22 protein-coding genes are annotated in these 23,273 nt (G+C 55.4%); 10 read left to right on the forward strand and 12 right to left on the reverse strand.

Translation table 11 applies throughout. The features are described 5' to 3' along the window. Positions 1-31: 31 nt before the first annotated feature. Positions 32-1,483 carry an NCS1 family nucleobase:cation symporter-1 gene (locus FEM03_RS23020; RefSeq protein WP_138088674.1) on the reverse strand — a complete coding sequence of 484 codons (1,452 nt, stop codon included), beginning with the start codon at positions 1,481-1,483 and terminating at the stop codon, positions 32-34. A 92-nt stretch (positions 1,484-1,575) separates the two neighbouring features. Then, positions 1,576-2,376 (reverse strand): glycosyltransferase family 25 protein, encoded by an 801-nt coding sequence (locus FEM03_RS23025; protein ID WP_166443088.1) that lies wholly within the window; start codon positions 2,374-2,376, stop codon positions 1,576-1,578. Positions 2,377-2,525: 149 nt separating this feature from the next. Here FEM03_RS23025 and FEM03_RS23030 point away from each other — a divergent pair, with 149 nt between their 5' ends. The 4 genes from FEM03_RS23030 (at position 2,526) to FEM03_RS23045 (ending at position 6,343) form a co-directional block, all read left to right on the forward strand. Further along, the gene (locus tag FEM03_RS23030; protein ID WP_138088676.1) at positions 2,526-2,975 is read left to right on the forward strand and encodes an NUDIX hydrolase; all 450 of its coding nucleotides are present in this window, start codon (positions 2,526-2,528) and stop codon (positions 2,973-2,975) included. A 138-nt stretch (positions 2,976-3,113) separates the two neighbouring features. Further along, positions 3,114-4,340: a hypothetical protein gene (locus FEM03_RS23035; RefSeq protein WP_206171115.1), complete on the forward strand. Its 1,227-nt coding sequence runs from the start codon at positions 3,114-3,116 to the stop codon at positions 4,338-4,340. Positions 4,341-4,352: 12 nt separating this feature from the next. After that, positions 4,353-4,718: a hypothetical protein gene (locus FEM03_RS23040; RefSeq protein ID WP_138088677.1), complete on the forward strand. Its 366-nt coding sequence runs from the start codon at positions 4,353-4,355 to the stop codon at positions 4,716-4,718. Positions 4,719-5,170: 452 nt separating this feature from the next. Beyond that, entirely contained in the window at positions 5,171-6,343 is a 1,173-nt protein-coding gene (locus FEM03_RS23045; RefSeq protein ID WP_138088694.1) for a zinc-dependent alcohol dehydrogenase, read from the forward strand. A gap of 81 nt (positions 6,344-6,424) precedes the next feature. Here the strand turns inward: FEM03_RS23045 and FEM03_RS23050 are convergent, their stop codons facing one another. The 7 genes from FEM03_RS23050 to surE form a co-directional block, all read right to left on the reverse strand. Continuing rightward, a complete protein-coding gene (locus FEM03_RS23050; protein ID WP_138088678.1) occupies positions 6,425-6,640 on the reverse strand; it encodes a hypothetical protein in 216 nt (71 codons plus the stop codon). Positions 6,641-6,700: 60 nt separating this feature from the next. Further along, positions 6,701-7,975: a FecR domain-containing protein gene (locus tag FEM03_RS23055; RefSeq protein ID WP_166443089.1), complete on the reverse strand. Its 1,275-nt coding sequence runs from the start codon at positions 7,973-7,975 to the stop codon at positions 6,701-6,703. Next, positions 7,972-8,487 (reverse strand): RNA polymerase sigma factor, encoded by a 516-nt coding sequence (locus tag FEM03_RS23060; protein WP_138088680.1) that lies wholly within the window; start codon positions 8,485-8,487, stop codon positions 7,972-7,974. Before FEM03_RS23060 ends, FEM03_RS23055 begins: the two co-directional genes overlap by 4 nt. Before the next feature lie 150 nt (positions 8,488-8,637). Next, positions 8,638-8,859 carry a hypothetical protein gene (locus FEM03_RS23065; protein WP_138088681.1) on the reverse strand — a complete coding sequence of 74 codons (222 nt, stop codon included), beginning with the start codon at positions 8,857-8,859 and terminating at the stop codon, positions 8,638-8,640. A gap of 111 nt (positions 8,860-8,970) precedes the next feature. Then, positions 8,971-10,293 (reverse strand): phospholipase D-like domain-containing protein, encoded by a 1,323-nt coding sequence (locus FEM03_RS23070; RefSeq protein ID WP_138088682.1) that lies wholly within the window; start codon positions 10,291-10,293, stop codon positions 8,971-8,973. Between the two features lie 173 nt (positions 10,294-10,466). Next, the gene (locus FEM03_RS23075; protein ID WP_206171116.1) at positions 10,467-10,715 is read right to left on the reverse strand and encodes a hypothetical protein; all 249 of its coding nucleotides are present in this window, start codon (positions 10,713-10,715) and stop codon (positions 10,467-10,469) included. Positions 10,716-10,804: 89 nt separating this feature from the next. Further along, positions 10,805-11,524 carry a 5'/3'-nucleotidase SurE gene (gene surE / locus FEM03_RS23080; protein ID WP_138088683.1) on the reverse strand — a complete coding sequence of 240 codons (720 nt, stop codon included), beginning with the start codon at positions 11,522-11,524 and terminating at the stop codon, positions 10,805-10,807. On the opposite strand from surE, the gene FEM03_RS23085 reads away from it, so the two are divergent. After that, positions 11,411-12,535, forward strand: a complete 1,125-nt coding sequence (locus tag FEM03_RS23085) for a diacylglycerol/lipid kinase family protein (protein WP_138088684.1) — start codon at positions 11,411-11,413, stop codon at positions 12,533-12,535. The two genes, surE and FEM03_RS23085, sit on opposite strands and share 114 nt — an antisense overlap. 107 nt (positions 12,536-12,642) lie before the next feature. After that, positions 12,643-13,239, forward strand: coding sequence for a hypothetical protein (locus FEM03_RS23090; protein ID WP_138088685.1), 597 nt, complete (start codon positions 12,643-12,645; stop codon positions 13,237-13,239). A gap of 114 nt (positions 13,240-13,353) precedes the next feature. Here the strand turns inward: FEM03_RS23090 and FEM03_RS23095 are convergent, their stop codons facing one another. Both FEM03_RS23095 and FEM03_RS23100 read right to left on the reverse strand, forming a co-directional pair. Further along, positions 13,354-13,551: a hypothetical protein gene (locus FEM03_RS23095; protein WP_138088686.1), complete on the reverse strand. Its 198-nt coding sequence runs from the start codon at positions 13,549-13,551 to the stop codon at positions 13,354-13,356. A 214-nt stretch (positions 13,552-13,765) separates the two neighbouring features. Then, positions 13,766-14,503 carry a glutaredoxin family protein gene (locus tag FEM03_RS23100; RefSeq protein WP_138088687.1) on the reverse strand — a complete coding sequence of 246 codons (738 nt, stop codon included), beginning with the start codon at positions 14,501-14,503 and terminating at the stop codon, positions 13,766-13,768. Between the two features lie 246 nt (positions 14,504-14,749). On the opposite strand from FEM03_RS23100, the gene FEM03_RS23105 reads away from it, so the two are divergent. Beyond that, positions 14,750-15,352 (forward strand): RNA polymerase sigma factor, encoded by a 603-nt coding sequence (locus tag FEM03_RS23105; protein ID WP_138088688.1) that lies wholly within the window; start codon positions 14,750-14,752, stop codon positions 15,350-15,352. Further along, on the forward strand, positions 15,349-17,640 hold the full coding sequence (locus FEM03_RS23110; RefSeq protein WP_138088689.1) for a serine/threonine-protein kinase: 2,292 nt from the start codon (positions 15,349-15,351) through the stop codon (positions 17,638-17,640). The genes FEM03_RS23105 and FEM03_RS23110 overlap by 4 nt, the downstream gene beginning before the upstream one ends. Before the next feature lie 16 nt (positions 17,641-17,656). Here FEM03_RS23110 and FEM03_RS23115 read toward each other — a convergent pair whose 3' ends face one another. Continuing rightward, positions 17,657-18,772, reverse strand: a complete 1,116-nt coding sequence (locus FEM03_RS23115; protein ID WP_166443091.1) for a helix-turn-helix transcriptional regulator — start codon at positions 18,770-18,772, stop codon at positions 17,657-17,659. Between the two features lie 319 nt (positions 18,773-19,091). Here FEM03_RS23115 and FEM03_RS23120 point away from each other — a divergent pair, with 319 nt between their 5' ends. Beyond that, positions 19,092-22,496, forward strand: coding sequence for an autotransporter family protein (locus tag FEM03_RS23120; RefSeq protein ID WP_166443092.1), 3,405 nt, complete (start codon positions 19,092-19,094; stop codon positions 22,494-22,496). Positions 22,497-22,515: 19 nt separating this feature from the next. Continuing rightward, positions 22,516-23,273, forward strand: a 758-nt coding sequence (locus FEM03_RS23125; protein ID WP_206171118.1) for an inverse autotransporter beta domain-containing protein, incomplete at its 3' end; no start/stop codon positions are given.

Consider the following 23,273-nt stretch of genomic DNA (forward strand, 5'->3'; position numbering starts at 1 on the left):
AAAAGGCCCGGGACGGACCTTCTGCTTTGTTTTACTTGTTGGGGAAAAATCTGCGCAGGGTGAGGTAGGCGAAGAAGGCGATGCCGAAGCCGATGAACCAGGCGTAGTTGTAGAGCCCGGCGAAGAAATTGGATTTGTCGAGCACTCCGATCTGCATGAGAAAACCTGGGATATTGGGAAGCACAGCGAGGGCAAAGGTGGCGAGGCTGACGATGCTGTAGCCGGATTGGTAACGGTAGATGCCGTGGGTGTAGTAGAGGGCGGCGACGTCGAGTTTTTTGCGGCGGTGGATGTAGTAGTCGGCAATCATGATGCCGCCGATCGGTCCCAGCAGGGCGCTGTAGCCGATCAGCCAGGTAAAGATGTAGCCACTGGGATCGGCGACCAGTTTCCATGGCATCATCAAGATGCCGATGACGGCGGTGATCATGCCGCCCATCTTGAAGCTGATGTGGCGGGGGGCGAGATTGGAGAAATCGTTCGCTGGGGAAACCACGTTGGCGGCGATGTTGGTCGACAGGGTCGCGATCGAAAGGGCGAGGAGGGCGATGATGGAAATCAGCGGACTGCCAAACATCGAGATCAATTCGACGGGATCCCAGATGGCTTTTCCAAACACGATGACGGTGGCGCTGGTGACGACGATGCCGATGAACGAATAGAATGCCATGGTGGTGGGCAGGGCGATGGCCTGGCCGACGATCTGCGCTTTTTGGCTGACGGCGTAGCGCGAGAAGTCCGGGATGTTGAGTGAGAGGGTCGCCCAAAATCCGACCATCGCCGTGAGTCCGGCACCGAAGGCGGTCCATGCTTCGGCATTGGTGGCGAAGGAGGAGGGTTGCACGAGGATGGGGCCGAACCCATCAGCGGCGCTCAGTGCCCAGCCGAGCATGACCAGACCGATCAATAGCAGGAACGGGGCGCTGAGTTTTTCCAGCCATTTGATGGAGTTCATGCCTTTGAGGATGAAATACACGTTGATGGCCCAGAAGATCAGGAAGCATAGAAATTGTCCCGAGGAAATGCCGAGACCTGCGATGGGGGTTTTGGCAGCGGGGTCGAATCCGAAAATCAGCGCCGCGGTGGAATAGATGGCGGCACCACCGAACCAGGTCTGAATGCCAAACCACCCGCAGGCGACGATGCCGCGCAGCAGGGCCGCGACGTTGGCCCCGTAGATCCCGAAGCTTGCCCGCAGCAGCACGGGAAAGGGGATGCCGTAGGCGGTGCCGGGATGCGCGTTGAGCACCATGGGAATGAGCACGATCACATTGCCCAGCAGCACGGCGAGCAGTGCCTGCCACCAGTTCATGCCGCCACCGATGAGATTGCTCGCCATCGTGTAGGTCGGGATGCAAACGGCCATGCCCACCCAAAGCGCGGCAATGTCCCAAGTCGTCCAGGTGCGCTTTTCCAATGGCACCGGGGCGAGGTCGTCGTTGGTCAGGGAACCTTGCGTTCCCGCTTTGGATGATGTGGCCATGCGACGACTGTAGCAGATTCGAAACCAAGTCGAGCGTGGTCGTTGATGACATTTTCCACGACCCGATGGGTCAACGCCGATGGCCGCAGCGACTACACACACGCCTCGGTCAATTCCTTCTTCCCGGTCGGTTTTGGACGATGGGAGGCAAGAGCCGATTTGGCGCGAAGGTAGTGCCAGCTGCGGAACAACAGGCGCGAAATCTCGTTGTATGCCTGATAGGGATAGGTCGTCATCCACCGCCGTGCATTGGAGAGCTTCAGGGAGCGTCCAATCTGAATTGAGGATCGGAATCCGCTGTCCACTTGAGAGGCGGGGAAAGGCAGCACGTAGGCGGCTTTGATGCCATGGACCCATTCGCGATCAATGGCGTGGTCGATCGGCAGGAACATGGGGATCATTCCCGTCGAAAGCGCCTCGGCTCCCTTGCGGTCGATGAGATAAGCGCCGGTGCCTTTCAAACGTCCGAGTCCGATGCAGAGGGAATAACCACGTCCGAGGGATGCCACCTTGGCCGGTGTGCCCTGGCTCAATCCGGTTAGGCGGAGGATGTTCCAGTGCGAGGCGCACTCAAGGGCGGCCTCGATGGTGGACTCGAAATCGGGCAGCAGGGTTAGGTCGTCTTCAACAATTAGGGCATACGGTTCATCCGTCGCAAGAAACGCCTTCATGGCTCTCACATGACTGAGATAACAGCCGACATGTCCGGGACTTGTGGGACGGCCATGCCGCCGGTTGTAAAGGGCTTCGTCGTATTCGGGGATCGGCAATTTCAAGGCGTAACCGTCCACTCCGGAAACGCGATGAAGCTTAAGGTGGGTGCCTTCGAAGGCTTTCTGCACGGCCATCCAGCGATCCGTCGCTGAATCCATATTGATAACGTAGGCAAGCATTAAGGAAGATGAGAAAAAGGGGCGCGATACTCCGCGACACGTCTTGATCCAGCAAGGTGATTGATCAGAATTCTTTGACCCTGAACAATTTCGCTGGAAAGAGCAGTCGTTGCGCAGGTTCGTTTCTGCGAGCATCAGTGGATGCCTTCATGAACGCTCAACGAACAAGAATCTCCGCCTACGCCCTTCTTCAGGAACACGACTCCGGTCGAATCCTTCTTTGCCGGCTTTCGAGTGAACTGCCACGGTGGGAGGGACATTGGACACTGCCTGGGGGTGGATTGAATTTTGGGGAAAGTCCTGAGGACGCAGTGGTCCGGGAGGTGGAGGAGGAAACGGGGTTGCTGATCGAGGTGGGTGCCATCGCAACGATTGATTCCCTTTTTGACTGTTCGGGCGAGTCTGATTTTCACGGCATTCGAATTATCTATCACGCCAAAATCGTTGGCGGGAGCCTGCGGTGCGAGACGTCGGGGTCAACGGATGCCTGCGAATGGCACGATTTGAATTCATCACCAGAAGTTGCCATGGTCGATCTGGCGGAATTGGGAGTGGAACTGGCGAGGCAGGAGTGGTCGGCGATTTCGATGAGGGGATGAGCAGGGAATGGAAGAGTGCGAATTGACCGTCGACGCGGTGCGTCAATACATGATCGAAAGATGCTTGTCGTTGCGAGCCGTATGCATAAAATGATCAAAGTCAGTTGTGGGCTCGGTGCAGCTCTTGTGTTTGTTACAGTGTCCGGTCCCGTCAATGCCGGGGCACCTCCGGTTTCGCGTGAGCTTGAGGAGAAGATGGATCAGGCCTGGGAGGTATCCTGGAACCGGTTTTACCACAAGGACGTGGAAACATTCATGGATTACCTGAGCAGTTACGAGCCGGGCAAAGAGCAGGCTCATTTGCCCACCGCAGAAGAGGTGGGGCGGCAGTATCCGAATCCTTGTGGCTACAGCACCGGGATGGAGGACGGCATGATTTTGGGCGGGGCGATGCTCAGTTTGTTGTGCGATCGTTTTGCGGTGACGGGTGAGGAGAGTCTGCGTGAAGATGCGGCCAAGGTTTTTAGCGGGATGCGACGTTGTGTGACGGTGCATGGGGTGCCGGGATTCGTCGCGCGCAACGTTTGCCCGGAGGACAAGAAAAGTGTCTACATCAATTCATCAAGGGACCAATACACCCACTTTGTTCATGGTTTGTGGCAGTATTATCGCAGTCCCTTGGCGGATGAGGCGACGAAGGAAGAGGTTCGCGGCATCATGGCGGCGGTGGCGGAGCGCATGATCAAGTTCGTGACGCCGGAGAACGATTATGATTTTTGCCGAGCTGATGGCGAAAGGTGTCCCCTGCGCATCTGCCGCATGTGGGACGTGCAGGCGCACGAGGCGGCACGACTGCCAATGATTTATGCGGCGGCTTGGGATACGACGCGCAATGAGCGTTACCGGACAGAGTGGCGCAAGTATGTGGTGGAAGCGGTGAAGCAATCGGCAACTCCCGACAAACACAAACCCGCGTATGCGTTTTTGCAGATGCAGATTTCACTGGAGGTGCTGCATGAATTGGAACCCGAGAAGTCGCTGAAGGCGGAGATCGGCAAGACCATGAAACACGTCAGTTCTCTTGCTGAAGGGCGATTGGATTACACGGTGAAAGGCATTGCGAAAAAGAGCCCGGAAGAGATGCGCATGCTTGGCCCCGACTGGCGTTTGGTGAAGGCGTGGAAGAATCAGAAGGGGTATAAAAATCCGCAATGGGGTGCCTATCGCGAGATCTGGCATCTCACCCGTGAAGCCGGGGAGTCAGCGTTGATTCCATTGTTGGTGGAGGGTGGCAAGATTACGCCTGAGCAAAGGCAGCTATTTAGTGGCGTGGTGTTGCAGACGGATTATTTGCATAACTCAAGCTGCGGGATTATTTATCATCTGGCGACTTACTGGAAGGCGCGGCGGTTGGGGATGTTGTGATATTGCACACTGGTGAAAGCTGTTGAACGATCGCGGATGAAGGTAAATCTTGTTGCCTGGAATGCGCCGGAACTTAAAGGTTTTCCGTTGTCGGTGCGGCACCGCCTAGCTTGTGAAGCCTCCTGGCGCACGTTGAGATCTTTGGATGGAATATTATCCATGGTGGCAATGTTGTTTGCTGCGTCTATCCGTGGCGGATTGGATGGGCTGGGAGTGTCGGCGTGGATTTCCTGGCCAGTATTCATTGCCGCCGTTCTATTGACACACGGTTTTTTGTGGAATCCCGCCTATCTTTTGCATCTGAGGAATGTTGTTCAGTCATTCAAGAGCAACAAAGATGCGCGGCAAACGCAAGCGGATGGTGGGGGACAACGTTAGATTGGGATCGCCGCCGTCCCCTGCGGCTTCTTCATCCTGTCTCAAAGCGAGGAGACAAATCAAATGAGGCACGTGAACCCAGGAAGAAAAAGAACAAGAAGCAGAACAAAGCCAAAGAAGATGCTCGTGAATTGGAAGCGGGCGTGAACGAAGATTAGAGGTCATGGCACCGAAGCCGTGTTTTTTTGGATGCCTCGGTTGATCTCGACTTAAGCTTCTACTCTGCCGCCCACCTGTGTCGGGAACTTCCCTGAGGCTGTCCTCAGGTTGAGGAAAGAAAGGGCTATATGGCTTGTGTGCGGCGATCAATGTAAGTGATCTAAACGCGATGATCGCCCGGGCGAGGAGGTTGGTGACCACGTGGCTGTGGATAAGTGCAGCATGTTCAGTGATCAATCTCTAAGACCAGATTTCTGGGCGGTTTGATATTAAAACCTAACCTATTCAAATATATGAGAGCACTTTGCTGGCATGGCAAAAACGATGTCCGTGTGGATTCGGTCCCTGATCCTTCGATCTTGGACCCGACGGATGCAATTATTCGAGTTACGGCAACCGCGATTTGTGGTTCCGACCTCCATTTGGTTGATGGCTATCAACCCACCATGGAAAATGGCGATGTGCTCGGACATGAGCCCATGGGGGTGGTCATGGAAGTCGGCTCTGCGGTCAAGAATCTGAAACCAGGAGACCGGGTCGTGGTGCCATTTGTCATTGCGTGTGGTTGTTGCTATTTTTGCAGTCGGCAGCTGTTCTCACATTGCGATGATTCCAATCCCAATGCGGAGATGGCAAGAAAGGTGATGGGGCAGTCGCCTGCGGGAATGTTTGGATATTCGCACATGCTTGGGGGATTTGCGGGTGGTCAGGCAGAGTATCTAAGAGTGCCTTATGCGGATGTCGGCCCCATCAAGATCGAGTCGGATCTTCCTGACGACAAGGTGCTGTTCTTGTCCGACATCTTTCCCACGGGATACATGGCCGCAGAAAACGCCGGCATTGAGGCGGGCGATACGGTGGCCGTTTGGGGTTGCGGACCGGTTGGACAATTTGTCATTCAGAGTTGCTGGATGCTGGGTGCCGGGCGTGTCATCGCCATCGACAGGGTGGCCGAGCGACTTCAGCTGGCTGCTGATAAAGGCAGGGCGGAAACGATCAATTTTGATGACGAAGATGTGTATGATAAGTTGATGGAAATGACCAATGGTCGCGGCCCTGATCGTTGTATTGATGCCGTCGGAACGGAGGCTCACGGTGCCGGCAGCATGGATGCGGTGATTGATAAAGCCAAGGCAGCGTTGATGCTGGGCACGGATCGGCCACATGTGTTGCGGGAAGCCATTCGTTGCTGTCGGAAAGGCGGCACCATTTCGGTGCCTGGCGTGTATGTGGGGATGCTTGACAACTTCCCGATGGGCCCAGCAATGAATAAGGGCCTAACTTTTAGGATGGGCCAGACGCATGTTCAAAAGTATTTGGCCCCGCTGCTTGAAAAAATTCAGGATGGTCAAATCGATCCTTCATTCATCATAACTCATCGACTGCCGTTGGAAGATGCTCCTCGGGCCTATGATCTATTCAAAGGTAAAGATGACGGCTGTATCAAGGTCGTTCTTCATCCATGACCAATGGCTGGTTGCCAGACGGTGGTCTGCATGTAACGGGCCAACTGGACAACCGCCCAACGAGGGTTCGATGTCTTCGTGCTAGTGCGGACTCACTTCGTGGAGTGGCCCGGTGGTGTCGGTAAACCGTCTTGGTCTTACGCCATATTCATACCTGTTGAAGCCCGGTTGCAGATAGACTCGGATGTCACTGCCGCTGCGGCCCACCGCTTCAGGAATCACCGCACGGCCCGTGTGACCCGCGATTTCGCCATCCACGAGACTGGCCACCTCACGAGGCAGGTCATTCCAATACATGCTGCTGCTGCCCCGCAAAGATCAGCTGCAGCGGCGATGCTGATCAAAAAAAATGCAGTCTCATGGCTGGGTGGTGAGTTCGAATCGGGAGACCGTAAGCTTGGTGTCTGTCTGGAAGGAAGAGATGAGCACGCTGTCGAGGAGGTTGCCTGTGGGTGACGGATGTTTTCGCGAGAGTGCATGGAATTCACGCAGCGGGATGGCGATTTCACACCACCCATCGCGGTCGGGGTGGAGGTCGTCCGCGCTTAGCTTCACCTCGAAATTACCACCGAAGCCACCGTGCCGCTTCGAGGTTAGCAGCATGACCTGCAATGGCGCGCGCTGTTCTTGTTTGAAACGGTATCGAACCACGCCGCCCTCGGTGGCCATGAGCGAGACCGGGGGCGTGAGCAGCGTGGTGCGCACGGAAATGCCGAAGTGGGTGACGACATTTCCACTGGGTTTGCGCGAGGCAACATAGGGGCTGGCGATGATGTGAGTGCCGTCAGAAACCCCGCGCCAGTGTTGCGGTGGCATGGTGGTGGTAAAATCAAAGCTCCAAGCAGAGCGCGGCTCCGGCGTGGCTTCGGAATTCAGCTTCAACGCGCTGTCGAGCGATGCCACGGCACTGTTTTTCGCGGGCACCTCAATGGAACTGCCATCGGCCAGGCGGCGCAGCCTTACAAGACCTTCATCCACCTTCAACAGCGTGTCGTCCGGTCGCGTGGAAAGATTGAAGACGGTTCCCAAAATCTCCGCCTCTGCACTCGGCGTTCGCACCAGCATGGGGCTGCCTTCCGGCTGCGGTTTTACCTGGGCGGAAAGCGATCCTCTCCTCAACAGCAATCTCTTCTGGCCGTCTTCAGAGAAGGAGAGTTCAGACTCGCCGCTGAGCATGATGAGCGTGCCATCGGCGAACGCCAACTGGGCAGTCGCCGTCTCACCAATCGTCTCCAGAGTTCCCGCGCTGAGTTGGTCGCCATCCGCAACGCTTTGCCGCAGATCGCCACGCTGACTCCAGACGATGGAACCCGACGAATCCTCCAAGGTGAGCACCGGCACTTCACGACGACTCATCCAAAACCCCGCACTCGCCGCGAGCAGGGCAATGGACGCCGCCAGTGCCAGCCAATGCCTGGCGCCCAAACTGCGGTCTGCGGCATTGGAAATGGAGACCGGCGTGGCCAGGTCACGCTGCCTTGCCAGATCCCCCATGAGCACGGCCTGCTCGGCGATTTCGCGCAGCTGTGCACGCAGACCGGCATCGTCACGCAAGCGCTGATTGACTTCGAGCTGCTCCCTTGAAGTCAGGGTGCCGTCCAGCAAACGTTGAAGCAGGAGATCGTCGTTCATGAGTGAGAAAGACGTTGATCGACACATTGCTTGAGCTGGCGGTGCAGACGCGAAAGCCTTTGATAAACCGCTTCGAGACCCGCACCAAGTGTTTCGGCGACCTCCTGACATGGGCGGCCATCGAAGTATCGAAGCTCCAGCAAACGTCGCGAGTTCATCGGGACTGCATTGAGACATTCCCTCAATGCCTCCATGCGTGGTCCCTCGGGCACATTCGACTTCGATTGCCATTCATGATCCAACCGATCAAGCACATCCGGCTCCAGACCCAGCGACTCCGGCTTTCGTTTGCGCTGCCAGTCAATGGCCTCCCGTCTTGCCGAGACGGTAGCCCAAGACAGCAAGGCGCCCTCATGCTCGAACGACACCTCCCGCGTGACCGACTTCAGCGCCACATTCTGAAAAATATCCTCCGCTGCATGAGCATCCCTCACGACGAGCCATGCTGCGGCACTAAGCCGATGACGGGCTGCATAGAGATGTCGTAGAATCGTTTCGGGGTCGAGAGGCATGATCGGTGTTGGAGGTTCAACGAATGGTTGAAGCCACTCCTGACATGCTACCAAAAAATTCAAGCTGAACGCTTGATAATCGCCCCCTCCAATCTTGCTGAGATTGCTGCCGTAGCCAACATGCAGCCGAAAACCGGCAGAGACTTCCCGCTACATCGCCGGACTGTTGCCTTGCAACGGCGTGGGAGTCTCTGTTTCAGCTCCACCGCTATTGGTTCCAGTTCCCGTGGGATTGGTTCTGTCGAGATCGTAGATGTTTTCGACCTTTTGCACCTCAGGATCAGGCTCAGGCTTTTGCCGACAGCTGCTCAGTAATGGGGCTGCCATGAAAACGGTTCCCAACAAAATACGGGTGAAAAATAGATGGAACATAAATGGAATGGGTTTCCTAAACGTCGAACAAATTTTATGAGTCGTCGGCTTGTATTCCTGGTTACAAATGGATCGTTTGGTGAAGCGAAAACGCGTGTTGTTATCGCGGGATTACAACTGAGAGCTCAACGGCCACGTGAGCCATTCGGTAAATCGATCCCAAAGCGACCGTTTTTTGAAATCGTCATAAGTGTAGGGACCTGCCTGTTCCAAATCTTTGAGAAATACCTGCTCCATTTCTTTCCCAAAACTCTCGTCATAAACCGTTAGATCGACCTCTTCATTGATTTGGGACGAACGAGAATCGAGGTTTGAGGTTCCCAGGATTGAAAACATGCCATCGACCACCATGGTTTTGGAGTGGATCATGGTAGGTTTGAACTCAAAAATCTTCACTCCGCCTTGGAGCAATTTTCCATAGGCGGTGCGTCCGGCCGCTTTGGTGGCGGGTTGATCGTTCTTCACGCCGGGCAGTAGCAGTCGGACATCGACGCCGCGTTTCACAGCTTCGTTGAGTAGTTGAATCTGGTCATCGGTCGGTGTGCAATAAGGGTTGGTGATGTAGATGGTTTTCTCCGCTGCGGCAATGGAGACTGCCTGGACCAGAGGTAGCGGTGCGACAGAGAATTCCGTGGAGGCGACGACTTGTGCCTTCAAGTTTCCCGCGGGTTTTAGCATCGGATAATGATGCGGGCCGACCAGGATTTCGTCGGTCACTCCAAGCCAGTGTTGTTGAAAGGTGGACTGCAACTTGGCCACTAACGGCCCTTCAACTTTGACGTGAACTTCCCTCCATTCATGGGTCTTGTTGCCGTCACCCCGCCAGTCATCGCCAAATCCCACTCCTCCTGTGAATCCGATGTTGCCGTCAACAATCAGCAACCTTCGATGCGTGCGACGATTGATTCGGTCGAGCCGAATTGACCGGGCGGGATGATAATAATAGAACTGGCAGCCAGCCTGTTTTAGGCGGTCCACGTCAGAGTTGTTCAGCGACCATCCCGAGCCTACGCCGTCCACAATGATTCGCACCTCCACACCAGCCTTCGCTTTATCAATAAACGCCTGAATGAATTGATTGCCGACTTCGCCGGAATGAAAAATGAAGGCCTCGAAGTTGATGGTTTTTTGTGCTCCCTGGATCGCGCTCAAGAGCTCTGGGAAAATGCCATTGCCGTTGTGCAACAGTGTGATGCGATTTCCTTTGACCGGAATCGGGTCGGCTGAAGCATGGGCGGAACCAAAAAACTCAGGGTCGCGGACCGAAAAAGTATGCGAAGGGTGGTATTCGATGAGGTCCCGGCGAATGAAGAGGATCGCTGCGATACAGGCAACACCAGTCACCAACGCAAGAATCTCGAGCCAGCCTCGAACACTCAGTCTGCCAATCCGCCGTTTAAGAAGGGCGCGTGAGTTTTTCGTGATGATCTCCATGCATCTGAATCCGTTGCGACTGGATGCAATGGACGGCTATTTCATCGATTCGATCGCTGGTCTTACCATTTAGTCTGTGGAAGGGCATGGTCTTGGCGCGTCCAAAACCCACCATCTTCCTGCGCTCCACCTGATCTGAGGCCAGAGGCGAGAAAGATTCGTTATCTTGATCGTTACTCTCCCAAAGCTTTTCCATACCAATCCAGCATGTCTGGATCACGCTCACTGTCAGCGAGGGGTGCACCAAGTTGAGGTTCCTCGTCAAACTCGGGCCATGGAGCTCCTTCTGGCATCTGCTCCTTCACAATCAGATCCAGTCCATCTTCGGGATGCGGACCATTCCAAATTTTGTCGAGTTCACGATAGTCTTCCGGGCTCCAGCGATACATCACGCGATGCAAACCCTCTGCCTCATGTTTCATGGCTTCAGGAAATTTCTTGTTGGATACATAGGCCAATGACCGGAAAATTTTGTCGTGCCGGCGTGTGACCAGGTTTTCTGCTGTGGCTCTCAACGCATGGTGACCCTGGCCAGTTCGTCGTGATCCGTAAGGTCCAGTCGTAGAGGGGTAATCGAAATGAAACCCTCGTCCACGGCCCGACGATCGGTTCCTTCTTCGGCGCTTTCAAGTGGTGTGACAGTGCACCAGTAGATCGGACGGTGGAAGGGGTCCTCGCTGGGAATCACGGCGCCATCATACTGGCGAACCGATTGGCGGGTCCAACGGATTCCGCATGGTGATGCCGGAAAGTTGATGTTGAGAAGTTTGAAGGTGTGTTTCCGCAATACTAGCTCGAGCACTTCATCTACGTGTGGGGCGATTCTCTTAAAATCCTCTGGTTCATAGGTTCCACGCAGACTTAAAGCGATTCCCCGGATTCCTAAAAGCGATGCCTGCTTTGCAGCAGCCAGGGTGCCTGAATGCCACATGCTGTTGCCAAGGTTCGGCCCGAGATTGATGCCAGATAAAACCACATCCACTTTTTCCCAGTGATGGCATCCGAGTGCCACGCAGTCTGCGGGTGTTCCATTGACTTTGAATGCTTTGAAGTCGCCCACTTCGGCGACCCGGTATTGAAGAGGCCGTGAGTGAGTGATGGCATGTCCCATGGAAGATTGTTCAACGTCTGGGGCTACGATTCTAACTTCACCAAACTGCCTGGCCCGCTCTGCCAGAGCCCGGATGCCTGGGCTGTAGATTCCATCATCATTGACGATCACTATTCTCATATCGCTTGTCAAAGTGGGCTTGTTGATCTGCACAACCAGCGAAGGAGGTGGTTGCGAATTAGAATCGGTTCGCAGATTGAAACTGAGTGTAACATGAAGGCTATTGTTTATCACAATCCCACGGCGGGCGACGAGGATGTCAGCCACAAAGAGATGAAGGACGCTCTTCACGCAGTAGGTTGGACGGTGATTCGTTTCTGCACCGATGCGGATGATTTCCGGGAGTTGCTGGCGAGAGAGCCTGCGGATATGTTGGTGGTGTCCGGTGGGGATGGCACCATGAGGAGTGCGTTCCGTCAACTGGCGGGATTTTCCTCGACTCCGATCCTGATCCTTGCGCGAGGCACGGCGAACAACATTGCCCTCTCGCTCGGCATCGATCTTGACTGGGAAAAGAGGTTGTCTAAGATTGAAGGATATTCTCCGCAACCGTTTCACTTTGGGGAGGTGCAATACGGGCAGGGGCAGTGCCGGGATTTCTTTTTCGAAAGTGTCGGGGTTGGAGTTTTTGCCGACTATCTTCATCTCATAGAGAATGATCCAGATCGGGCGGATGAAATCGCTGGATCGGACGAGGATAAGGATTTTTCAAAAGATTATCGTGCGATGGCCCATCTTGCAGAAAGGGCGGGAGGGATCGATCTGGAGGTGATCATTGGAGAGGAGCACGTGATCAATCTTGATCCTGCCTTGTGGATGGAGGTGACCAATACTCAGACCATGGGGCCGAGGGTGAAATTCCTTGCCAAGGACGATCCGCAAGAACGCAAGGATCTGGCGATGGTTTATGCGTCTTGCAGCCATCGCGAAAAAATCATCTCCTGGCTGGAGGGTCAAGGGCAGGGAGACGTTCGGGAAACAGGTGCCATGGTGAAATTCGGCGGAACGTTTTTCTTCAGTGGTCAGATAAAGGCATTTCACATTGATGACGAAGTTCACGAAGGTGAAGAGGGGGTGCCAACAACCCTTCTGATCCGCCGATTTAACAAGCCGCTTTTTGTGCTTCGTTGACGGTAAGTCGAATTTGCGGTCGCGTCCAATGCGCCCAATCCCTCTGGTGTTACAACCAGGTCAGTCATGTTGAACGATTAATGTGAATCCTTCCTATCTTGACTCCTATGAATCCCTCCAAAAACCACGCGGTTGTGCGCACTTATGTCAATGACATGATCGCCGTTGAACGAGACATCTTCAATGCGATTTCCGGGCAGATCGCCGATGACAAGGTCAAAGTTCACACGGAGATCCATCGGATGTTGAGTGAAATCGCTGCCGAATCAGAGCAAAGGCTGGCGGCCAATGAGCAGCTGTCGGAGCGCCTTCATGGAAAGCTGGGTGCCGTCGTCAAAGAGGCAATTGCGGCCACAACCGGAGTGTTGGCGGGCATTTATGGGATGGTTCGCAAACACCCCGTTTCCAAGATGCTTCGCGATGATCATGTAGCGCTCAATCTGGCAGCCGTTGCCTACGGCATGTTATACACCACGGCGGTTGCCTTGGACGAGGATGATGTTGCCGCCGTGGCCTTGGAGAACCTCAATTCGCTCCCCCCAAGATTGATACTACTCTCCCGTGCGATTCCTTCCATAGTGGTCAAAGAGCTCAGTCATGATTACTCCACCAATTTTGATGCACCGGCGATTGCCACCCTAGCGATGGAGAAAGCCTGGATCAATGCTGAAGCGGGAGGCGTGCAGGGTAAATTCATTAACTGAAATTTTGATGATGTGAGCGCGTCTTTTTATGTTCAGACACTCAACGGATTTATCAATTTCGCTTCACTTTAGGGCATAAATTGAATCAGACGGGTGGTCGGTTGAGCAGATCTGCTAAGCCAATTGCCTGACTTTCGATGCCCGGGTGCCCACGGGCACCTCGTCGATCATGATGATGGTCGATTTCGAGTAGATTGCCACCGTTTCGCTTGAGGTAAGCATAAAATTCACCAGGTGCCTTTCTTCGCGATAAAAACACGCATCAAGGAAGACTGCTTCGCCACTGGTCAAAATGATTTTATAGGTTTTCATACCAACAAGTTGCTAAGTTGCCTGCTAACCTAGGATGAATTTTAATCAGCTTCGGAAGATGGCAATCAGAAATCCCACGTTTGGGTGGAGTTTCATCACCATTGCTGTGCATGCGAACAAATGACTAAGCCTTATGGTGATGGCGTGAACGCTTTAGGTTGCGGGCTGCCCTCACTTTCGATCGGGCTGTCGTTCCATTGCCCTATTTCACGGATCACACCTCTTTGGCCATCATCCAAACAGCCATCGCCATCATCATCAAGTTCTCAGTCAAGGAGATGAAGCCAAGGGGAACATTGCTGCCTCCACCGACGCATGAGCATTTTAGATCCCGCTTCTCGATATAGACGGCTTTGAAGACGGAGATGGCTCCGACGGTGCTGACGAGGAGGGCGGCGGGTGCGACAATCCAGGCGGCGATGCCTGCGATCATGAGGATGCCGGCACCGGCTTCCACGATGGCATAGACATACGCATAGGGAACGTAACGTTGCGCGATGAGATCATACTGGACGAAACCGGTGGCGAAGGAGAGCAGATCCTGAAGTTTCAGGACGCCGAGAATGCACATGCTGAAGGCGATGAAAAGCTCCAAGGTGCGAATGACCGAAAGCAGGCCTTGTTCCATCCAGTTGGTGCTGAGAGCCATGAGGAAGGCAACGGCAAAGACGGCCAGCACCGGCTGGTAGGTTTCGCCGGTTTTTGGATCGGGACCTTTGCCCAGATGCTCACGCAATGCGTCGTATCCGCCAATGTTTTTGTCCTCGATGAAGATTTGCGGTGTCTCGTCGTAGCCGTGCTTCTTCTTGTAGGCTTCATTGGCCTGCTGGCTTTCCAGGTGATGATCTTCAACATCGTAACCGTTTCTTTTGAGGAGGTCCTTGGCTTTGATGCCCCATGGGCACAGGTGATCAGGGGTGACCATTCGGTAGACGGTGGCTTTCTTGTTCATCGGGTTTTGGTCGCTTGAAGGATCGGGCAACGATGTCTTTGGCTGGCAGGGCAAAGGCAATTTAAATTGGAAGGATTGGATGGTGAGGGGAATTTTGACTGGCGGACCGAATTTCGGGATGGATTGCTGGGTGATTAGAGGTGAAAGCGTGGATTGCGGGTGATTTTTGTATGATTCCTGCTGGTTGATGAGCGCAAATAATGGGTGCGCAAGCGGCCAACGTGGTTAGGATTGTGCCAACAACTCATGCTTGTAGAAACTCGTGTTACCCTCCTGCATCGGATTGCTGATCCTGCTGACCAGCGGGCTTGGGAGGAGTTTGTGTGTTTGTATGCGCCGCTGATTTTTGCGTTTGCTTCGCGTCGGGGACTGCAACATGCGGATGCGTCGGACATCACGCAGGAGGTGCTTTCGGCGGTGACAAAGGCGATTCAAGGGTTCGAATATGATCGGACGAAGGGGACGTTTCGGTCGTGGCTTTATACCATCGTGAGACGCAAGATGGCGGGGTATTTTGATCGGCATGCGAAGACGAGTCGCAACAATGTGGACTCGGGACAGGAACTGCTGGAGCAGCAATGTGCGGTGGCGGAGGATGAGGCGCATTGGGATCTGGAGTTTCGTCGCCACATTTTTCAACAGGCCACGGAGCGGGCACGCGGGGAGTTTTCTGAGAAGGTGTGGCAGGTGTTTGTGCTTACCGCGCTGGAGGGGAGGCCGGTGAATGAGGTGGGGGAACAGTTGCAAATGAGGCCGGGGGCGGTGTATGTGGCGAGGCATCGGGTGATCCGCCGGCTGCATGACATCGTCAGTTCGTTGACGGAGGAACCGGCAGCTTTCACGACATGAAAGACGACGAAATGTTGCTGGCTTTGCTGGACGGCTCATTGCCTGAGGAGCAGGAGGAGCAGCTGGTGCGTGAGATGGAATCGGATCCGCAGTTGCGTGAGCGGTTGGCGCAATTGTCGGGAGAAAGTTTGTTGAAGGAGGATTTATCGGCAGGAATGCCGGAGGCTCTGCCGGTGGATGCGGAGATGATGAGGGCGGCAGTTAAAGCAGTGAGTGTGGCGCGTGGAACTTCTTCGCCGGGGCCGGTCGTGGATTTGGAGATGCCGGGGAGTCTGGGTGGGTTCACGGTTTTGGAACGGATTGCCCAGGGAGGGATGGCAACGGTTTATCGTGCGCAGGATGAGTCACTGGGGCGGGAGGTGGCGCTCAAGGTGCTTTATTCGAGCTCGGCAGCGCCGCTGATGACGGAACGTTTTTTCCGAGAGGCGCGCACGATGGCGGAAATCAATCATCCGCATGTTTTGCCCATTCATCAAGTGGTGGGCGAAGGGGGAAGGGTTTGCATGGTGATGCATTTTGCCCAGGGCGGGAGTGTGCAGGACCGGCTCGATGCGTTGGGTGGCAAACCCCTGCCGACGGAGGAACTGGTGCGTCTGGGGGTTGCGGTGGCGGATGCGTTGGTGGCGGTGCATGCACGGGGGTTGGTGCATCGGGATGTAAAACCCTCCAACATCTTGCTGGGCAAGGGGGAGGATGAAATCTGGCTGGCGGATTTCGGTTTGGTGCGAGATGGGCAGCAGCTTTCGCTGACCCGGTCGCACATGTTTGTAGGAACGCCGGAGTTCATGTCGCCGGAGCAGGCGGCGGGGGTGGAGGTGGATTATCGCAGTGATCTTTACAGCTTCGGTGCGGTGCTTTACACAATGGCGACAGGTCGGGTGCCTTTCTCTGAGACTGACTTCGATGAACTGCGCCGACTGGTGCGGGAGGAACGTCCGCTGCCGCTGAGCGTGTGTGCTCCTGAGCTGCCGGTGTGGCTGCGAAATTTGATTGAGTCGCTGTTGGTGAAGGATCGGGAGCATCGACTTGAAAACGCGGCGACGTTGTTGCAGACATTGAAGACTTCAACGGATCGTGGTTCGGCTCCCAGTCGTTGGTTGTGGGGTCGCAAGGCGCGGCGGCAATGGCTGTTAAAAAAAGTGGGCCGCGCGGTGGCCGGGTTGCTGGCGGGGATAATGGCGGTGCTGGTCGGAACCGAGCAGACGGGTCGCACGGAACTGGTCAATCAATACCTGGCGGCGCATGGTGGTCAGCCGTTTTGGATCGCGGGTGACTGGGGGACTTATGCAAATCTGGAGTCGGCAGTGAACGCGGCACAGCTTCGTGGTGGGGCGGTGGAGATCGCCATTCACAGCAATGCGACGTTACGTTTCGGTCATTTGAGCATCACTGAGCCTTTGACACTGCGGGCCACAAGAGGCCGGCGTCCGACGCTCTCGGCTGAAGAGAAGGGGGTGCTGCCATTGGATCGGGGACACATTGAATTGAGGGCTCCTCTGACGTTGAAGAATCTCACGATCCATCAGCGTGCAGAGCACTTTTACTTGCGTCCGATGTTTGTGGTGCAGAACACGGAGCTAAGCTTGCAACACTGCCGATTGGTGCGTTCATCCAGGCCCTACAGTGCAGAACGATCAATTGAATGGGGAGTGATCAGTGGGGTTGGATCGTGTCGAATCACGCTTCAGAACACGGAGTGTGTGGCATTCGGATCTCCGGCCATCATGCTGAAGGGTAATGGCGTTCGTGCGGACTCAAAACCAGAGGTGAAGCTGCGCAATTCGCGGATTTTTGGAAGGTTTTTGTCGTTGCGAGGACAAGCGGTGGACGGGCACCTGGAGGCGGATCGCAGTGTGTTGTCGAGCATTGGATTGATCGAGCACTACGCGCCGGACAGTCGCCTGCGGGCCACATGGAAATCGTGTCAGTTGCGCACGATTCGATATTTTGTCCGGACGCCTGACATGCATGGTGAGAATGGCCAGCCATGGTTGCAGTGGTGGGGGGAGAACAACCTCATCAGCAACATGGGGCCCTACATTCAGATGGACAATGGTGACCTGGAGACTTTTGAAGACTGGCAGGGCTATGTGATTGAGGGAGGTGGTCAATGTGTCGATTCATTGGTGGTTCCGACCAAGAAAAGTGATTTGGTGCAGATCAACGATGCACGCATTTTTGCCGGGGAGAGTTATGTGGTGGAGGATCCACGACTGGTATATGGTCATCAGGCACCTGAACTGGTGCCGCTGAGAGAAATAGGGCCACCAGTTCGGGTTTCGCGATGAGATGGCCAAGGCTTCCTCAGGGTTTCCATGTGGGGGCAGCCCTTTGCAGGTGCTGCCAGGCCATGGCCGCTGCGGAGTGGCGATTTTCCACCATGAGGAGATTGAAGATGGTGCGTAGGTGCGCCTTCACCGTGAAGAGACTGATGCGAAGAATGCCGGCAATCTCATCATTGGTTTTGCCTTCGGCGAGCCAGTAGAGCACCTCGGCCTGACGCTCGCTGAGGTTCAGTTTCTGCAACCTCGCAATGCCGAGTGAGACGGGGTCGGCCATGCGTTCAATGGCGATGGCATGCAGGCCGTAGAGCGGTCCGGGCGCGAGTCGCGCCTGAAGGTGGATGCCTCGCGGACTGGTGACTTGCGTGCTGAGAGGGAGGGAGGCGAGGGATTCGCCGCCGCTCTGCACCTGAGCCAGGGTAGATCGCAGCCAGCTCAACAAGGGTTCGGGCAAGACGGGAGTGAGGGCAAAAATTTTGGCGGCAAAGGTTTCGCGCAGCCATCGAAGCGCGCCCTCCTCGGCTTCCACGACGTTGCCGAACGAGTCGATCATGGCTTGAAAGCAGAGATCGGGCAGGGTGGAGTTGAAACCACCAGTCTGTTGCAGGCCGATGCGTTTGAGCAGCCAGCGCGTGCGCCATGCCTGGATGGCATGTGGCGCAAGCAAGGCAAGAAGGGCGCGCTCCTGCCCTCCGAATCCCCAGCCGTCGCGATTCACCACCAGGCTGAACATGACGCGGTCATTGAGAGGGGTGCTGGTGGACATCTGGTCTTCGGCCGCGATCTTGCTGATGACCTCGTCAAACATGCCGGTGGCACGCCAGGCCTTGCGGGAAACATAGTCCGAGACCGAATCGACCCTTGCCGATTTGCCCTGGCACAGCGCCATAAATTGAGGGTGATCCTGCACATGCTGGCAGAACGTCGGGACGAGATCGACGGCCTCTTGTGCCCAGGGGCCAAGGTAGCTGGTGACCTGCCCGGCGTGAAGATCAGAGGAGGTGACCCAGAAGCTGTTGAGTGGAATGAGTTTCGCGATGCCTTCAATGAGGTGGTCGAAAAGTCGTTCCTCAGGCAGCAGGGGGTCGTTCAATTCCAGCACGAGGGAACTGAACGAACGCAGGGTCGCGCTGTTCATTTTCAGATTCACGGGGAGTGGATCGGTGGCGGGCATCCATCATGGTATTGGCAACTGGCGGCGGTTGTCTTACAAAATCGAGAAGAAAAATAACCTGTGCTTATGGATGGTAAGAGAACGCCTTAGTTCTATCGACCGATTGTGAGGGGGGCGGAGATGCGCGAGCCGTGTTGAGCGGAAGTCAGGCAATTTACTCACTCACTCACTCACTCGCTTTCGCTCACGAATGTTTATGTCACACCACCACTCATGCACTGCGCCCCCCTCGTCTTCCTCTGTTTGGTTTCGGGGTATCAACAAGGCCCTGAATCTGGTCCTGGTGCTGGGCACTTTGTTTTTTTCGTCTGGACAACCTCAGGCGCAGGTCAATGCGACTTGGAGTGCAACTGCGCCGACGGGAGCCAACTGGAATGACGGAGCCAACTGGGACAGCAATCCCGTGTTTCCTGGAGTGGGAGGAGACATTGCGAACTTCGATCAAAACGCCGGTGGGATCGCGCCGGACGACTATCAGGTTTATGTGCCAAACGGGGCGGACATCGTTTTGGGTTCCCTCAATTTCGCCATGGGAGCAGACCTTTTTGAGATCAGAATTGCCCCCGGGGGTGCCCTTTCTTTTAACGTCGCGGGGCAGGGTGTTTCCAATTTTGAAAGCTCTGGAGGCCAGAGTTTTTTTATCGAAGGATCTTCTTCTTCGGCCGGGGGGCTACTTACGTTCATGAATCAAAGTTCCGCTGAGCTGGGAGGTGGAACGGTTCAATACATTGCAAGCTATGCGACGGCGGCGGGACGAGTGCCAGGACAGATTGAATTTAGAAACTCGTCCACAGCCTCAAGCGCCATCATTTGGAATCAGGGTGCGTTCACGGCCAACGCGAATGGAGGAGCGACCTCGTTTCTCGATACCTCAAATGCGGGCACAGCCACCATTCACAATACCGGGGGAACTGGGGCGGCCACATTCGGCGGTTTAACCGTATTTTTTGATGACTCGAGTGCTGGAAGCGCCTTGCTGATTGCCCATGGCGGCTACACGGCCGGTGCGGGATTTGGACATATCGTCTTCGGGGACACCTCGGACGCTGCCAACGCAACGATCACCAATTTTGGTGCTGCGGCAACTGGTGCCATGGCGGGTCGGACTACGTTCGTCAGCTCTGACAATGTTGGCAGTCCAACGATCAACAACCTGGCGGGGTCGGCGGCGGGTGCCGAGGGCGGGGTTACCAGGATCGGTGAGTCACAAAGCACTTTCTCTCCGATCATCGTCAACCAAGGTGGCGACGCGTTGATGGGCGAACCGGGCCAAACGCTCATTGATGGCAGCTCGGTGCTTGGTGACGACACTGAGATCAAGAATCTAGGGGGCACTGTGTCCGGGCAGGAGGGAGGGAGAACCACCTTCGACGCCGACAGCAATGCAGGTGGTGCCTATATCGCCAACCGCCGGGCCACCGTGGCAGGTGCAGGCGTTGGCGAAACCAGGTTTCATGGACAGGCAAGCGCGGGCAGCGCCACTATTTTTAACCAAGGAAGCACCGTCGCCGGAGCCGAAGGTGGCAGGGCTGTGTTCGATTTCGACAGCACCGCAGCGAGCGCCATGATACGAAATTTTGGCACGACCATCGCCGGCGGATCGGGTGCTTCAACCCAATTTTTTGGCGATGCTGGTGCGGGTGCCGCCATCATCCTCAACTTTGGAAGTCCCAGCGGCCAAGGTGGTAGAACGGTTTTCGCCGACAGCAGCCGTGCCGAAAATGCTACCCTCTCAGCCGAGGGAGGCGCTTTTGCTGGCGGCACGATCTTTTTCAACCAAGACAGCAGCGGCGGCAGTTCCCGGGTGATCCTCGACGGCAGTGGCACTCTCGATATCAGCTCCCACAGCAATGGTGTTGAAATTGGCTCGCTGGAAAGCGATGTCGGCAGGGGTGGTGGTGGCATCGTCAATCTTGGCGGCAATGAACTCACCGTCGGCAACCTCAACACCAGCACGACCTTCAGCGGCGTAATTTCCGGCACGGGCGGCCTGACCAAAGTCGGCACCGGCATTCTCAATCTGACTGGCGTCAACACTTACAGCGGCGATACCACCATTGATGCAGGAACCTTGCTGGCGAACGGGGTGCTGGCGAGTGCCAATGTTTTTGTTAATCCGGCGGGGATGCTGGGCGGGGCGGGGATTATTCAAGGCAATGTGATTAATGCAGGCATTGTATCTCCAGGAAATAGCGTGGGCACGCTCACCATCGGAGGAAATTATTCACAAAGTGGGACGCTGGTGATTGAGATCGAAGGATGGAATCCCGGTCAATATGATGTGCTCGCGGTTGGGGGAAGTGCCAGTCTGGGCGGTAATCTGGTGTTGCTGGCGGGTCCGGGATTGACTTATACCCGTGGAGATCGCGCGGAGTTTCTCACGGCAGCGGGTGGAGTTAGTGGTGAATTTGACAACGTGCAGAACTTGAACACTGGGACGATTCTTGAAGCGGAGATCATGTATGAAAGCAACGTGGTTGCGGTGGAGATTGTGCAGGGTTCATTCGCAGAGTTTGGTGAGGAGGTGGGCGATGGATTGCCGGACGAGCTGCGTGATTTGTTGCGCAATACCGGACTGATTCTTGATGGCGTGGCTTTTGATTCGCGCGAGGCGGTGTTGATTGCCTTCCTCAATGGCATTCTGCTCGCTGATCTGCCCGCGCTGTATTTCAAGATCGCTCCTGAAGAACTTAGTGTCATTCACGAACTTGGCGTCAGCATGGCGGACAATGCGGCGGGATTTTTTAAACGTCGTGCGGGGGAGATCCGCCATGGATTGCGGGTTCCGGGGAATGTGACGCCTTCGAACCTGCTGGTTGATCCCAAAAATCCGAAGAGCATTGCGCCTGAAGTTGCTGCCGAAGAGGATCTGCGCTGGAGCACCTTTGCGTATGGCGACGCCACCTGGCTGGATTTGGAAAGCAGCGGCACGGCTCCGGGATATGACACACTGAGCGGTGGATTCAGCGCGGGAATTGATTACAAGGTTAGCGACACACTGACGGTCGGGGTGATGCTTAGTTATACCGGAAGCGATGCTGACCTCCATGATGATGGTGATCTGGAGATGAACAGTTATGCCGCCAACTTATATGCGGCCTGGCAGTCGGGAAGTTGGTATCTCAATGCGCTGGTGGGCGGTGCGTTTAATGATTTTGAATATGATCGCGCCGCATTGTTGGGCTTGGCCAGTGGCGATGCAAATGGTGGGGCATTAAACGCTTATCTCGGTGGCGGATATGAGATCCAGCAGGGCGGATGGCGTTTTGGGCCTGCGTGGTCGTTGCATTACACCTATGTGGGTTACGAATCGTTCAAGGAACAAGGATCGCTGGCACCTTTGGAGATCCAGAGCAATCACACGCAATCCTTGCGCAGTTCGGTGGGGGCGGAAGTCGCTTATGTGATCAAGGCGGGACGCAGGCTGGTGGTGCCGCAGGTGTATGTGGCGTGGCAGCATGAGTTTGGAGATCGCTCCCAGGCGACGGATTTCCGATTTGCCTCGGGTGCAGGCAATGTGGTGACCGTTGAAGGGCCTGAAGTGGGGCGCGATGCGTTATTGTTGGGAGCTTCGGTGTCGGTTTTGTGGAGTGACCGCTTCAGCACTTTTGTCGGCTACAACACCCAGCTTTTGCGAGACAACTACGAATCCCACAACCTCACTGCCGGGCTTGCCTGGTCCTTTTAACCAACAAAAAAATACCATCATGAACCTCACAAAATATCTGTTCTTCCATCGTTGTGTTGCTGTTGTCAGTGCGGCTGCCATGCTGTCGGCAACCGGTCCCGTTGGGGCGGGTTCCGTCGCGAAAGCTCCGCTGATGGACCCGGTCAATGAGTATCACCCGATGTATTTTGGCACATTCAATACTGGGGTAAAAACCAGCGACGTTTACACGGAGGGCAACATTTCATTTGTGGTGCCGATCTGGAGTTCCATCGGCATGGATGGCACGCTTGGAGGGGGCACGGTGTTCCTGAGTCCTTATGTTTCGTTGGGTGAACAGGGGGAGCTCGCCACCTCGCTCGGACTTGGCTGGCGTTTTCTTTTTAATGACCAGCCGGTCGGGGCGTTAAAGTCCAATGATCGGGCCGGATTCCTCACCGAAGGTTTTTATGTGGGTGCCAATGTGTTTGTGGACAACTTGCGCACCCAGTTTGACAACGACTTCTCGCAATTGGGCATCGGTGCGGAGATTGGCTCGCGCTATCTTGAGTTGCGGGGCAATTATTATCTGCCATTCAGCAGCGGTCAGAAGCTGGCGGAACGCACAAGTTCGACCGAGAACTTCACTTCGCAGAGTCGCAGCAGCAGCACGCGGATGGAGCAGGGAGCCACGCCATTGGGAGATCCGTTTGCGACGGGAAACACCATTCAGCAGGATGCCTATCTGACCTCCACGGCGGTGACCAGCACGCGCACCACCACGACCAAGACGACGGTGAAAACCATCACCTCGTTGTT

This window comes from Phragmitibacter flavus (assembly GCF_005780165.1).
In the GTDB taxonomy this organism is placed as follows: Bacteria; Verrucomicrobiota; Verrucomicrobiia; order Verrucomicrobiales; family Verrucomicrobiaceae; genus Phragmitibacter; species Phragmitibacter flavus.

What these genes read in the sequence shown, in the direction of transcription:
- FEM03_RS23105 (WP_138088688.1), top strand. Translation starts at nt 14,750, where the DNA reads ATGCTTGTAGAAACTCGTGTTACCCTCCTGCATCGGATTGCTGATCCT.
- FEM03_RS23060 (WP_138088680.1), bottom strand. Translation starts at nt 8,487, where the DNA reads ATGCCTCTCGACCCCGAAACGATTCTACGACATCTCTATGCAGCCCGT.
- FEM03_RS23055 (WP_166443089.1), bottom strand. Translation starts at nt 7,975, where the DNA reads ATGAACGACGATCTCCTGCTTCAACGTTTGCTGGACGGCACCCTGACT.
- FEM03_RS23050 (WP_138088678.1), bottom strand. Translation starts at nt 6,640, where the DNA reads ATGTATTGGAATGACCTGCCTCGTGAGGTGGCCAGTCTCGTGGATGGC.
- FEM03_RS23070 (WP_138088682.1), bottom strand. Translation starts at nt 10,293, where the DNA reads ATGGAGATCATCACGAAAAACTCACGCGCCCTTCTTAAACGGCGGATT.
- surE (WP_138088683.1), bottom strand. Translation starts at nt 11,524, where the DNA reads ATGAGAATAGTGATCGTCAATGATGATGGAATCTACAGCCCAGGCATC.
- FEM03_RS23025 (WP_166443088.1), bottom strand. Translation starts at nt 2,376, where the DNA reads ATGCTTGCCTACGTTATCAATATGGATTCAGCGACGGATCGCTGGATG.
- FEM03_RS23115 (WP_166443091.1), bottom strand. Translation starts at nt 18,772, where the DNA reads ATGAACAGCGCGACCCTGCGTTCGTTCAGTTCCCTCGTGCTGGAATTG.
- FEM03_RS23020 (WP_138088674.1), bottom strand. Translation starts at nt 1,483, where the DNA reads ATGGCCACATCATCCAAAGCGGGAACGCAAGGTTCCCTGACCAACGAC.
- FEM03_RS23030 (WP_138088676.1), top strand. Translation starts at nt 2,526, where the DNA reads ATGAACGCTCAACGAACAAGAATCTCCGCCTACGCCCTTCTTCAGGAA.
- FEM03_RS23110 (WP_138088689.1), top strand. Translation starts at nt 15,349, where the DNA reads ATGAAAGACGACGAAATGTTGCTGGCTTTGCTGGACGGCTCATTGCCT.
- FEM03_RS23100 (WP_138088687.1), bottom strand. Translation starts at nt 14,503, where the DNA reads ATGAACAAGAAAGCCACCGTCTACCGAATGGTCACCCCTGATCACCTG.
- FEM03_RS23090 (WP_138088685.1), top strand. Translation starts at nt 12,643, where the DNA reads ATGAATCCCTCCAAAAACCACGCGGTTGTGCGCACTTATGTCAATGAC.
- FEM03_RS23075 (WP_206171116.1), bottom strand. Translation starts at nt 10,715, where the DNA reads ATGAAACATGAGGCAGAGGGTTTGCATCGCGTGATGTATCGCTGGAGC.
- FEM03_RS23095 (WP_138088686.1), bottom strand. Translation starts at nt 13,551, where the DNA reads ATGAAAACCTATAAAATCATTTTGACCAGTGGCGAAGCAGTCTTCCTT.
- FEM03_RS23045 (WP_138088694.1), top strand. Translation starts at nt 5,171, where the DNA reads ATGAGAGCACTTTGCTGGCATGGCAAAAACGATGTCCGTGTGGATTCG.
- FEM03_RS23065 (WP_138088681.1), bottom strand. Translation starts at nt 8,859, where the DNA reads ATGTTCCATCTATTTTTCACCCGTATTTTGTTGGGAACCGTTTTCATG.